The sequence below is a fragment of the Roseovarius sp. B-10 genome (genome assembly GCF_056859295.1).
On the sequence record NZ_JBSXOE010000040.1, the window covers coordinates 104,093 to 116,418 of the forward strand.

The following is a 12,326-nucleotide window of genomic DNA, read 5'->3' on the forward strand; positions in this document are numbered from 1 at the left end:
ACACGAAACGACCCGCACGCAAAGAGAAAGGCGCCCCGCAAGCGGGACGCCTCATGGTTGCAAGTCTGGCGGGATTGTGCCGCCGCTGCCTCAGCAGCTGTAATACATCAGGAATTCAACCGGGTGCGGCGTATGCTCGTAGAGCTCGATCTCGTCCATCTTGAGCTCGATATAGCCATCGATCTGGTCCTTGGTGAACACGTCACCCGCGAGCAGGAATTCGTGATCGGCCGCGAGCGCGTCCACTGCCTCGCGCAGGCTGCCGCAGACCGTGGGGATGCCTTCGAGCTCCTCGGCCGGCAGGTCGTAGAGGTTCTTGTCCATCGCCTCGCCCGGGTCGATGCGCGACTTGATCCCGTCGAGCCCGGCCATCAGCAGTGCGGCAAAGCACAGGTAGGGGTTGGCCGACGGGTCGGGGAAACGGGCCTCGACGCGCTTGGCCTTGGGGCTCTCGGTCCACGGGATGCGGATACAACCCGAACGGTTGCGCGCCGAATAGGCCCGCAGCACCGGAGCCTCGAAGCCGGGGATCAGCCGCTTGTAGCTGTTGGTCGAGGGGTTGGTAAAGGCGTTGAGCGTCTTGGCATGCTTGAGCAGACCGCCGATGAACCACAGCGCCTCCTGGCTCAGATCGGCATACTTGTCGCCCGCGAAAAGCGGTTTGCCGTCCTTCCAGATCGACATGTTGACATGCATGCCGGTGCCGTTGTCGCCATAGATCGGCTTGGGCATGAAGGTGGCCGACTTGCCATAGGCCTGCGCGACGTTGTGGATGACATACTTGTATTTCTGAAGCTCGTCGGCCTGCTTGGTCAGGCTGTCGAAGATCAGGCCCAGCTCGTGCTGACACGACGCCACCTCGTGGTGGTGCTTGTCCACCTTCATGCCGAGACGTTTCATGGTCGAGAGCATTTCCGAGCGGATGTCCTGCCCGTCATCAATCGGGTTGACCGGGAAGTAGCCGCCCTTGACGCCGGGGCGGTGGCCGGTGTTGCCCATCTCGTATTCGGTATCGGTGTTCCAGGAGGCGTCGATCGCATCGACCTCGTACGACACCTTGTTGATCTTGTTGCTGATGCGGACATCGTCGAAGATGAAAAACTCAGCCTCCGGCCCAAAGAAGGCCGTGTCGCCGATGCCGCTCGATTTCAGGTAGGCCTCGGCCTTTTCCGCGGTGCCGCGCGGGTCGCGGTTATAGGGCTCGCCGGTGTCGGGCTCGACCACCGAGCAGTGCACGCAAAGCGTCTTCTCGGCGTAGAACGGATCGACATAGGCGCTTTCGGTGTCGGGCATGAGCTTCATGTCCGAGGCCTCGATGGATTTCCAGCCCTGGATCGACGAGCCGTCGAACATGAACCCTTCCTCGAGGAAATCCTCATCGACCTGATCGGCCATCACGGTCACGTGCTGCAGCTTGCCGCGCGGGTCGGTGAAGCGGATATCGACATACTCGATATCCTCGTCCTTGATCTGCTTGAGAAGCGCGTCTGTGCTCATGCGCTGGTCCCTTTCGTTGATGTGTTCGTTGCTGTGGAGAGATGTGGGTGACGATGGCGGGTCAGAGCGCGTCCGGCCCGGTCTCGCCGGTGCGGATTCGGATGGCGTGCTCGATGGGGCTGACAAAGATCTTGCCGTCCCCGATCTTGTCGGTGCGCGCCGCGTCCACGATGGCCTCGATCGCGCCCTCGACCTGATCGTCATCGACGACCACGTCGATCTTGACCTTGGGCAGGAAGTCGACGACGTATTCCGCCCCGCGATACAGTTCGGTATGCCCTTTCTGGCGGCCAAATCCCTTGACCTCGATCACCGAGAGACCCTGGATACCGGCCTCCTGCAAGGCTTCTTTCACCTCGTCCAGCTTGAATGGCTTGATGATCGCCTCGATCTTTTTCATGGCAAAAGAGCTCCCTGACCGTGTTCGACCCCGCTCAGACCACTTCCCGCAGGCACCGACAATCGGATAGGCTGGATTTTGGGCGTTCGCGCCGCCGGTTTTGATGCTGATGCCTAAAAAATATGCAAAATGCCACAAAACCGGGCGAAATTGAATCGCGCCGGGGACAGGAGGGCCGATGCCGATGAACAATCTGCTCACCGCTGCGCAGATGCGGGCCGAGGAAACCGCCGCCATCGAGTCGGGCGCGGTGACGGGGCTGGAGCTGATGGAGCGCGCGGGGCGCGGTGTGGTAGAGGCCGCGTTCGCACACTGGCCCGATCTCTCGCGCGCGCCGCAGCGCGCATTGGTGCTGTGCGGACCGGGCAACAACGGCGGCGACGGCTTTGTCGTGGCGCGGCTCCTGAAGGAGTGGGGCTGGGACGTGCAGGCGTTCCTCCTGGGCGATCCCGAGCGGCTGCCGCCCGATGCGCGGGCCAACCAACGGCGGTGGTCCGCGCTCGGCACCACCCGCCCGATCGACGACGCGCGCGCGGCAGCGGCGGCCGGGGATGCGGCGCTGGTGGTCGATGCGCTGTTCGGCACCGGGCTCACGCGCCCGCTGGAGGGGGTTTTGGCCGATCTGGTCGCGCGTCCCGCGTCGCGCTGCGTGGCCGTCGATATTCCCTCGGGGCTCTGCGCCGATAGCGGGCGCGTGCTCGGCGCGGCGATGCGCGCCGATCTCACCGTGACCTTTCACTCCGCCAAGCCGGGTCATTACCTGGCGGACGGCCCCGGCCATTGCGGCGCTCTCGCGGTGGCGGATATCGGCCTGCGCGACGGCGACGTGCCGGGTGCGATCTCGCTGTGCCCCGCCCCCGGCGCGGCGCGACTTGCCAAGGAGGCAGGGGCGCACAAATACGGCCACGGTCATGCGCTGGTGCTGACCGGCGGGGCCGGGCGCACGGGGGCCGCGCGGCTCGCCGCGCGGGCGGCGCTCCGGGTCGGGGCGGGGCTGGTGACGCTGGGCGTGCCGGGATCGGCACAGATGGAGGTCGGCGCGCAGATCACCGCGCTGATGCTCGCCCGCGTGGATGGGGCCGAGGGGCTGGCCGCTGCGCTGGAGGACCGGCGCCTCACCGCGCTCTGCCTCGGGCCGGGGCTGGGGGCCGCGCGGGCGCGGACGCTGGTGCCGGTGGCGCTAAGGGCTGCGCACGCGCCCAGCGTGGTGCTCGATGCCGATGCGTTGACGGCCTTTGAAGACGCGCCGGAGACCCTCTTCGAGATGCTGCACGCCGGCTGCATCCTGACACCGCACGCGGGTGAATTCGCGCGGCTGTTCCCGGATATTGCAGAGACGCTGAACGCGCCCGCCACCAAGGGCCCCGCCTGTTCCAGGGTGGATGCCACGCGCGCGGCGGCGGAACGTGCGGGCTGCGTGGTTCTGCTCAAGGGGCCGGACACCGTGATTGCCGCGCCGGACGGATCGTGCAGCATTCACGCTGCCCACTACGACCGCGCGGCCCCGTGGCTCGCCACAGCCGGATCGGGTGACGTTCTGGCGGGGCTTGTGACCGGAATGATGGCGCGGGGCCTCGGCCCGGCACAGGCAGCAGAGGCCGCCGCCTGGCTCCATGTCGAGGCTGCCCGCAGGTTCGGTCCCGGCCTCATCGCCGAGGATCTGCCCGAGACCATGCCGCAGGTGCTGCGCGCGCTGGGGGTCTAAGCCCGGTTCAGGCGCGGCGGCGGCGCGTGCGGCGGGGTTGTGCCGCATCCTCGCCGGTCCCGTCGGAGGGCGATGAGAACGGCCCGATCTTGTCGGTAATCTGCTCGGGCGTGGGGCGCGGCCCCATGGGGCGCTCTTCCAGCGCGGCACGCATCAGGCGCAGGTGATCGCCCATCGTGCCGCAGCAGCCGCCGATGATGCGCGCACCCGCGTCGCGCGCCAGCACCGCGTATTCGGCCATCAGTTCCGGCGTGCCATCGTAATGGATGTGCCCGTCATGGTATTTGGGGATGCCGGCGTTGCCCTTGGCGATGATCGGCCGTTCCGATCCCTGCGCCACGAATCCCAGCACCGTGCGCAACAGGTCCGATGCCCCCACGCCGCAATTCGCACCATAGGCGATGGGCGGGTTGGGCAGCTTTTCCACCATTTTCGCCATGTCTTCCGAGGTCAGCCCCATCATGGTGCGCCCCGCCGTGTCAAAGCTCATGGTTCCGCACCACGGCATCCCGGCGAGCGCGAATGCCTCCGCCGCGGCCTTGTATTCCTCGGGCGCGCTGATCGTCTCGAGCCAGAGTACGTCGGCTCCGCCTTCCTTGAGGCCCTCGGCCTGCTCGTGGAATATCTCCACCGCCAGCGAATGCGTCAGCGCCCCCATCGGCGCCATGATCTCGCCCGTCGGCCCGACCGAGCCCGCCACCACCAGCGGGCGGTCGCAGCGGTCGGCCACGTCGCGCCCGATCTCTGCGGCGATCCGCGAGAGCTGTCGCGCGCGCTTCTCGGCACCGTGCAGCTTGAGCCGCGCGGCGTTGCCGCCAAAGGAATTGGTCAGAAACAGGTCGCTGCCCGCGTCCACCGCGCTTTGATAGAGGGCGCGGATACGGTCCGGGTGATCCTCGTTCCACAGTTCCGGCGCATCGCCGGATTGCAGGCCCATGTTGAACAGGTTTGTGCCCGTGGCACCGTCTGCGAGAATCCACTCGCGCCCGGCGAGCATCTTGGTGAGGGCGTCGGTCATATCGCGCTTCCCGCAATCTCTAAGACCGGAAGCGATGCCACTGCCCGCTCCGGAATGCAAACCAGAAATCCTCATCAAGAACGTGAGGCGCGCTTGAATCGCGCCCGCTCAGTGTTCCTTGACGAGCTGATCCTTGGCCACCTTGAGCAGCTCGTCCATCTTGGCGCGGATCGTGTCGGCATCGGCGATGTCGCCCAGGTCGGCGGCCACCTTGCGCACCACGTCCTCGTGCCCGGCCTCCTCGAAATCGGCCTTGACCACCGTGATGGCATATTCGTTGGCCGCGTCGCCGGTCTTGCCCAGCAACTCGGCCGCCCACAGACCCAGGAGCTTGTTGCGCCGCGCTTCGGCACGGAATTTCATTTCCTCGTCATGGGCGAACTTGTTCTCGAAGGCGCTTTCACGTTCGTCGAAGGTGGTCATCGGGCCGGTCCCCTTGCACTGATTGCATTCGTGTCCGATATGCCCTCTGCGCCCCGCAAGGGCAAGAGGCTCTGCCCCGATGCGACACCTTGCGACCGCGCGGGGCTTGCACTATGAGAACGCATCGGCGTGACTTCCCCACGCCCCTCAGCCCAGCGACGGAGACTGCATGGCACGGCGCAAGAAAATCTACGAAGGCAAGGCCAAGATTCTCTACGAAGGCCCCGAGCCGGGCACCATCATCCAGTATTTCAAGGATGACGCCACCGCCTTCAACGCCGAGAAGAAGGCGGTGATCGAGGGCAAGGGCGTGCTGAACAACATGCTGTCGGAATACTTCATGGCCGGGCTCAATGCCGTCGGCGTGCCCACGCATTTCATCCGCCGCGTGAACATGCGCGAACAGCTCGTGCGCGCCTGCGAGATTGTCCCGCTCGAAGTGATCGTGCGCAACTATGCCGCCGGCACGATGGCCAAACGGCTGGGCATGGACGAAGGCACGCAGCTTCCGCGCCCGATCGTCGAATACTGCCTCAAGGACGATGCGCTCGGCGATCCGCTGGTGACCGAGGAACATATCGCCGCCTTTGGCTGGGCCACGCAGCAGGACATGGACGACATCCTCAGCCTCGCGCTGCGGGTCAACGATTTCATGTCCGGCGTGATGTATGGCGTGGGCATCCGTCTGGTGGATTTCAAGATCGAGGTGGGCCGCGTCTACGAGGGCGATTTCCAGCGCCTGATCGTTGCCGACGAGATCAGCCCCGATAGCTGCCGGTTGTGGGACATCAAGACCGGGCAGAAGCTCGACAAGGACGTGTTCCGCCGCGATCTGGGCTCGCTCACCGACGCCTATACCGAGGTGGCCAACCGCCTCGGCGTCATGCCCAAGGGCGCGACGCCCATGACGCGCCCCACGCTCATCAACTGAAGGAGTGCGAGGATGAAGGCCCGCGTTCACGTGATGCTGAAAACCGGCGTGCTCGACCCGCAGGGCGAGGCGGTGCGCCACGCCCTCGGGTCGCTCGGATTCGACGGTGTCGAAGGCGTGCGGCAGGGCAAGGTGATCGAGCTCGACCTCGCCGAGATCGACGCCGACAAGGCCCGCGAGACGGTGACGCAGATGTGCGAGAAGCTGCTCGCCAACACCGTGATCGAAAGCTACGCGGTCGAACTGGTCTGAGCGAGGGCCAGGCCGCCCTTTAGCCTCCGCCCTCGATCAATCGCCTTTTCTCAGCCCGTTGCCGCGATGCGCGGGGCACCGACGCGGGCAAGGTGCGCATCGGTGAGCGCGCGCTCGGCATCGCTCAGCCCCCGGTGGCGCGGATAGCGCGGCGCGGCGCGGTCGTCGAGCACCGGCGCGTCCCAGCCCCCTGTCGTGTCAAAGAACCGCGCCACCCCGTCTTCGCCGAACTCGCGCAGATAGCCCTGCACCACCACGTCGATATAGCTCAGCAGGATCGGGTGCGCCGCCGTCGGCGCCCCGTGATGGCCCTCGGGGATGGTGTAGACGGCGATTTCGGGGGAGTGGGGCAGGTCATGGCGCACCTGATCGGCGGCCGGTGCGCGCACATACGCGGCCTCGCGCGCGTCGAGCGCGGGCCAGTCCGCACCCGGCACCGGCGCGATCAGCCCGTCGATCTCGGCATCGTCGTCAGGGACCACCGTCAAATAGGCCACCGGGCGCAGCGTGGTGTGCCGCCACACCCGCCGCCACCCCGACAGGCGCGCGGGGCGCGCCCCCCCAAAGCCGTGGGTCGTGCGGTTCACGAGGCTGCCATAGCCAAAGAAATATGCATGTCGAACCAAGGTTTTTTTGCCTCCGCTTGATTTGCATCAAGGTCCGCGCTCACAGTCTGGCGAAACTCGGGCAATTGCAACCGAAGGCAGGCTCATGCGGATCACGAAACGCACCAATATCGCTATCAGGCTCCTGATGTTCTGCGCATTCAATCCCGACCGGCTGGTGACCAAGACCGAGATCGCCGAACGGTGCAACATCTCCGAGAGTCACCTGGCGCAGATCGTCAACCGGCTGGGACAACTGGGCTTCCTGCACACGCAGCGTGGGCGCACCGGCGGGGTGGCGCTGGGCCGCCCGATGGCCGAGATATCCGTGGGCGAGGTGTTTCGCAAGCTCGAGGAGAACGTGCCGGTCGCGGAATGCTTTGCCGATGTCGACAATACTTGCCCGCTCAAGGCCGGGTGCCGCCTGCGCGCGGCGCTGACCGACGCGGTCGAGGCGTTCTACCGGCGGCTCGACGACGTGACGCTCGATGCGCTGGTCTGCGACAACGACACGCTGCTCGCGATCTTTTCAGCGCCGCCTTGCGCCAAACGGGCTTGATCGCGCCCGCGCGGTATACTAGCGTCCACCACGTCGCGGCAGGGAGAACTGGCCACGCCAGTGCCGAAGGAGCAACCGCCCCGGAAACTCTCAGGCTCAAGGACCTGCGCGACCGACACAACTCTGGAGAGACCCCGCACGCGGGGCGCCGAAGGGATAGCGATCTCAGGCGAAAGGACAGAGGGGGCATCGTGGCACGACCCGGTCCGGGCGCGTGCATCACTGGTGCCGGGACGTATCGAAGCCTCCGGCCCGTCGTCATGAGGAGGGTCCGGTGTCTGATCTGAACGTCACGCCGCTCAACGCGCTGCACCACGAGCTTGGCGCCCGGATGGTGCCCTTCGCGGGCTACGAGATGCCGGTGCAGTACCCGCTCGGTGTCATGAAGGAACATCTGCATTGTCGCGCCCGCGCCGGGCTCTTCGACGTGAGCCACATGGGACAGGTGATCCTGCGCGCGCCGGGCGGCTACCCGCAGGTGGCCCGCGCGATGGAGGGGCTGGTGCCCGTGGATCTGCTGGATCTTGGCACGATGCGCCAGCGCTATGGCTTCTTCACCAACGACGATGGCGGCATCCTCGATGACCTGATGCTGGCCAATCGCGGCGATCACATGTTCGCCGTGGTCAACGCCGCCTGCAAGGCGGATGACATCGCGCACATGCGCGCGAATCTTTCCGGCGTCGAGATCGAGGAAATCACCGACCGCGCGCTGCTGGCGCTGCAAGGGCCCGCCGCCGAGGGCGTGCTGGCGGCAATGCTGCCGGGGGTGGCGCAGATGCGGTTCATGGATGTGGCCGTCCTGCCATCGGATCATGGCGAACTGTGGATTTCGCGCTCGGGCTATACCGGCGAGGACGGCTACGAGATTTCCGTGCCCGCGGATCAGGCAGAGCCGCTCGCCCGTGCGCTGCTCGCGCACGCGGAGGTAGAGCCAATCGGCCTCGGCGCGCGCGACAGCCTGCGGCTGGAGGCGGGGCTGTGCCTCTACGGTCACGATATCGACACCACGACAAGCCCGGTCGAGGCACGCCTCGCCTGGGCCATTCAGAAGGTGCGCCGCGCGGGTGGCGCGCGGGCGGGCGGATTTCCCGGCGCCGCGCGCATCCTGCAGGAACTGACAGACGGCGCACCCCGCGCCCGCGTCGGCCTGCGCCCCGAGGGGCGCGCGCCAATGCGCGAGGGCACGCCGGTTTTTGCCGCGCTCGAGGGCGGCGAGGCCGTGGGCCACGTCACCTCCGGCGCCTTCGGGCCGACGATCCAGGGGCCGGTGTCGATGGGCTACGTGCCGCGTGACCTCGCCACCAAGGGCACCACGGTTTACGGCGAGGTGCGCGGCAGGCGGATGGCGGCCACGGTCGTCGCGCTGCCCTTCACCCCGGCCAATTTCAAACGCTGAGCAACAGGGAGAGACCCACCATGAAATTCACCGAAGAACACGAATGGCTCCGCGCCGAGGGCGATGTCGTCACCGTCGGCATCACCGGCCACGCCGCCGAGCAACTGGGCGACGTGGTGTTCGTCGAACTGCCCGAAGTGGGCACGATGGTCACCCGCGACGACGAGGTCGTGGTGATCGAGAGCGTCAAGGCCGCCTCGGACATTCGCGCGCCGCTCGACGGCGAGATTGTCGAGGTCAACGAGGCGCTGGTGGACGAGCCCGGCAAGGTCAACGAGGACCCCCTGGGCGATGCGTGGTTCTTCAAGATGAAACCCTCGGAGCCCGGCCAGATGGACGAGTACATGGACGAGGGGGCCTATAACGACTTCATCGGCTGAGCCGCTCCCCCGTCGGGGACGCCTCCGGCGGGAGTATTTTTGCCAAGAAGAAACCGGGGCCGCGCGCGCCGCAGCCCGGTATAGCGAGGACCAAGCGATGCCCTTCACGCCGACCGACTACCTGCCCTACGATTTCGCCAATCGCCGCCATATTGGCCCCTCGCCCTCGGAAATGGAGGGCATGTTCGAGGTGCTGGGCGTGGCCGATCTCGACGCATTGATCGACGAGACGGTGCCGAAATCCATCCGGCAGGAGGCTCCGCTCGATTTCGGCAAGCCCAAGTCCGAGCGCGAATTGCTGCACCACATGCGCAGGATCGCGTCGAAGAACAAGGTGCTGACCTCGCTCATAGGGCAGGGCTATCACGGCACGGTCACGCCTCCGGCGATTCAGCGCAACATCCTCGAAAACCCCGCCTGGTATACCGCCTATACCCCCTACCAGCCGGAAATCAGCCAGGGGCGGCTCGAGGCGCTGTTGAATTTCCAGACCATGGTGAGCGACCTGACGGGCCTCGAGATCGCCAATGCCTCGCTGCTTGACGAGGCGACGGCGGCAGCCGAGGCCATGACCATGGCGCAGCGCGTGTCGAAATCGAAGGCAACCAGCTTCTTCGTGGACGAAAGCTGTCACCCGCAGAACATCGCGGTGATGCGCACGCGCGCCGCGCCGCTGGGCATCGAGGTGATCGTCGGCGCCCCCGACGAGATGGAGGCCGACAAGGTCTTTGGCGCGATCTTCCAGTATCCCGGCACGCATGGGCACCTGCGCGATTTCTCGGACGAGATCGCGGCGCTGCACGAACACAAGGCCATCGGCATCGTGATCGCCGATCCGCTGGCGCTGACCCTGCTCAAGGAGCCGGGCGCGATGGGCGCCGATATCGCCGTGGGCTCCACGCAGCGCTTTGGCGTGCCGGTGGGCTATGGCGGTCCGCACGCCGCCTACATGGCCTGCCGCGACGCCTATAAACGCGCCATGCCGGGGCGCATCGTGGGGGTGAGTGTCGACAGCCACGGCAACCGCGCCTACCGCCTCAGCCTGCAGACCCGCGAGCAGCATATCCGCCGCGAAAAGGCCACGTCGAACGTCTGCACCGCGCAGGCGCTCTTGGCGGTGATGGCGTCGATGTACGCGGTGTTTCACGGGCCAAAGGGCCTCAAGGCCATCGCCCAGCGCATCCACCGCAAGACGGTGCGGCTGGCCCGCGGGCTAGAGGCCGCCGGATTCCACGTCGAGCCCGGCGAGTTCTTCGACACGATCACCGTGGACGTGGGCCTGTTGCAGCGCGGCGTGCTGCAATCGGCGGTGCGCGAGGGGGTGAACCTGCGCCGTGTCGGTGACACGAAGATCGGCATCACGCTCGATGAACGCACGCGCCGGGCGACGGTCGAGGCGGTCTGGCGCGCCTTCGGCATCGTCATGCAGGACAGCGATCTGTCGCCCGAGTATCGCCTTCCCGAGGCACTTGCGCGGCAGAGCGCGTATCTCACCCACCCGATCTTTCACATGAACCGCGCCGAGACCGAGATGATGCGCTACATGCGACGGTTGGCAGACCGCGATCTGGCATTGGACCGGGCGATGATCCCGCTGGGAAGCTGCACGATGAAGCTCAACTCGGCGGCCGAGATGATGCCGGTAAGCTGGCGCGAGTTCTCGCTCCTGCACCCATTCGCCCCCGCCGATCAGGCCGAGGGATACGCCGAGATGATCGGCGATCTCAACGCCAAGCTGTGCGAGATCACCGGCTATGCCGCCATTTCCATGCAGCCCAATTCCGGTGCACAGGGCGAGTATGCGGGGCTCTTGACCATCGCTGCATGGCACCGCGGGCAAGGGCAGGGGCACCGCCGCGTCTGTCTCATCCCGACAAGCGCGCATGGTACCAACCCGGCGAGCGCGCATATGGTCGGCTGGGACGTGGTAGTCGTGAAATCGGCGGAGAACGGCGATATCGACCTCGACGATTTCCGCGCCAAGGCCGAGAAACATTCGGAAAACCTTGCCGGGTGCATGATCACCTATCCCTCGACGCATGGCGTGTTCGAGGAAACGGTGCGCGAGGTCTGCGAGATCACCCACTCCCACGGCGGGCAGGTCTATATCGACGGGGCCAACCTCAACGCGATGGTGGGCCTCTCGCGGCCCGGCGATCTGGGCGGCGACGTCAGCCACCTCAACCTGCACAAGACCTTCTGCATCCCGCATGGCGGCGGCGGGCCCGGCATGGGGCCGATCGGCGTGAAGGAACACCTCGTGCCGCACCTGCCCGGTCACCCGGCGACCGGCGGCACCGAGGGGCCGGTGAGCGCCGCGCCCTATGGTTCGCCCTCGCTTCTGCCGATCTCGTGGGCCTATTGCCTGATGATGGGCGGCGCGGGGCTCACGCAGGCGACACGGGTTGCGATCCTCAACGCCAACTACATCGCGCGACGGCTTCAAGGGGCCTACGACGTGCTCTACAAGGGCCGGAACAACCGCGTGGCGCATGAATGCATCCTCGACGTGCGCCCCTTCGCCGACAGCGCGGGCGTCACCGTGGACGACATCGCCAAGCGCCTGATGGATTGCGGCTTTCACGCGCCGACGATGAGCTGGCCGGTGGCCGGCACGCTGATGGTCGAGCCCACCGAGAGCGAGACCAAGGCCGAGCTTGACCGGTTCTGCGACGCGATGCTCGCCATCCGCGAGGAAATCCGCGCCATCGAAGAGGGGCGGATGGACCGCGAGAACAACCCGCTCAAGAATGCCCCGCACACGATGGAAGACCTCGTGCGCGACTGGGACCGCCCCTATAGCCGCGAGCAGGGCTGCTTCCCGCCCGGCGCGTTCCGGGTGGACAAGTACTGGCCGCCGGTGAACCGGGTGGACAACGCCTATGGCGACCGTCACCTCGTCTGCACCTGCCCGCCGCTCGAGGACTACGCCGACGCGGCGGAATAGGGCGTTTCCAGCAAAAGTGGATACCGGTTTTGCGTCCGGAAACGCGACAAAACAATAACTTACAGAATTTTCGTGTTTCAGCGAAACATGGAAATTCTGTAGGGCGGGCGGAAAAGAATTGGGACGGCCATCCTGGCCGCCCCTCCCGTGATGGAAATTACCTTGTTTTTATTGACCGGACCCCGGAAGGGCCGCGGCCGCGTCGGAAGA

The 12,326-nt window shown here is 66.2% G+C and carries 12 protein-coding genes and 1 riboswitch; of the genes, 7 read left to right on the top strand and 5 right to left on the bottom strand.

The genetic code is table 11. The features are described from left to right. Window positions 1-90: 90 nt before the first annotated feature. Both glnA and AC13D8_RS16830 read right to left on the bottom strand, forming a co-directional pair. Window positions 91-1,497 carry a type I glutamate--ammonia ligase gene (gene glnA, locus AC13D8_RS16825; protein WP_129432084.1) on the bottom strand — a complete coding sequence of 469 codons (1,407 nt, stop codon included), beginning with the start codon at window positions 1,495-1,497 and terminating at the stop codon, window positions 91-93. A gap of 61 nt (window positions 1,498-1,558) precedes the next feature. After that, complete coding sequence (locus tag AC13D8_RS16830) at window positions 1,559-1,897, bottom strand: P-II family nitrogen regulator (protein ID WP_104016997.1); 339 nt, start codon at window positions 1,895-1,897, stop codon at window positions 1,559-1,561. 184 nt (window positions 1,898-2,081) lie between these two features. Between AC13D8_RS16830 and AC13D8_RS16835 the strand changes: the two genes are divergently transcribed. Then, window positions 2,082-3,602: an NAD(P)H-hydrate dehydratase gene (locus tag AC13D8_RS16835; RefSeq protein ID WP_482969894.1), complete on the top strand. Its 1,521-nt coding sequence runs from the start codon at window positions 2,082-2,084 to the stop codon at window positions 3,600-3,602. Between the two features lie 7 nt (window positions 3,603-3,609). Here the strand turns inward: AC13D8_RS16835 and bmt are convergent, their stop codons facing one another. Continuing rightward, window positions 3,610-4,620 carry a betaine--homocysteine S-methyltransferase gene (gene bmt, locus AC13D8_RS16840; protein ID WP_482969790.1) on the bottom strand — a complete coding sequence of 337 codons (1,011 nt, stop codon included), beginning with the start codon at window positions 4,618-4,620 and terminating at the stop codon, window positions 3,610-3,612. 108 nt (window positions 4,621-4,728) lie between these two features. Beyond that, a complete protein-coding gene (locus AC13D8_RS16845; RefSeq protein ID WP_482969791.1) occupies window positions 4,729-5,043 on the bottom strand; it encodes a DUF1476 domain-containing protein in 315 nt (104 codons plus the stop codon). Window positions 5,044-5,212: 169 nt separating this feature from the next. On the opposite strand from AC13D8_RS16845, the gene purC reads away from it, so the two are divergent. After that, complete coding sequence (gene purC, locus AC13D8_RS16850) at window positions 5,213-5,974, top strand: phosphoribosylaminoimidazolesuccinocarboxamide synthase (RefSeq protein WP_104016994.1); 762 nt, start codon at window positions 5,213-5,215, stop codon at window positions 5,972-5,974. Window positions 5,975-5,986: 12 nt separating this feature from the next. Further along, the gene (gene purS / locus AC13D8_RS16855) at window positions 5,987-6,226 is read left to right on the top strand and encodes a phosphoribosylformylglycinamidine synthase subunit PurS (RefSeq protein WP_482969792.1); all 240 of its coding nucleotides are present in this window, start codon (window positions 5,987-5,989) and stop codon (window positions 6,224-6,226) included. Between the two features lie 50 nt (window positions 6,227-6,276). Here purS and AC13D8_RS16860 read toward each other — a convergent pair whose 3' ends face one another. Beyond that, a complete protein-coding gene (locus AC13D8_RS16860; RefSeq protein ID WP_482969793.1) occupies window positions 6,277-6,852 on the bottom strand; it encodes a gamma-glutamylcyclotransferase family protein in 576 nt (191 codons plus the stop codon). Between the two features lie 85 nt (window positions 6,853-6,937). On the opposite strand from AC13D8_RS16860, the gene AC13D8_RS16865 reads away from it, so the two are divergent. The 4 genes from AC13D8_RS16865 (at window position 6,938) to gcvP (ending at window position 12,116) form a co-directional block, all read left to right on the top strand. Further along, the gene (locus AC13D8_RS16865) at window positions 6,938-7,390 is read left to right on the top strand and encodes an RrF2 family transcriptional regulator (protein WP_104016992.1); all 453 of its coding nucleotides are present in this window, start codon (window positions 6,938-6,940) and stop codon (window positions 7,388-7,390) included. Window positions 7,391-7,503: 113 nt separating this feature from the next. Then, a riboswitch (glycine riboswitch) is annotated at window positions 7,504-7,581 on the top strand. A gap of 83 nt (window positions 7,582-7,664) precedes the next feature. Next, window positions 7,665-8,789, top strand: a complete 1,125-nt coding sequence (gene gcvT, locus AC13D8_RS16870; RefSeq protein ID WP_482969794.1) for a glycine cleavage system aminomethyltransferase GcvT — start codon at window positions 7,665-7,667, stop codon at window positions 8,787-8,789. 20 nt (window positions 8,790-8,809) lie between these two features. After that, the gene (gcvH, locus tag AC13D8_RS16875; protein ID WP_104016990.1) at window positions 8,810-9,169 is read left to right on the top strand and encodes a glycine cleavage system protein GcvH; all 360 of its coding nucleotides are present in this window, start codon (window positions 8,810-8,812) and stop codon (window positions 9,167-9,169) included. 97 nt (window positions 9,170-9,266) lie between these two features. After that, on the top strand, window positions 9,267-12,116 hold the full coding sequence (gene gcvP, locus AC13D8_RS16880; RefSeq protein WP_482969795.1) for an aminomethyl-transferring glycine dehydrogenase: 2,850 nt from the start codon (window positions 9,267-9,269) through the stop codon (window positions 12,114-12,116). Window positions 12,117-12,326 lie beyond the last annotated feature (210 nt).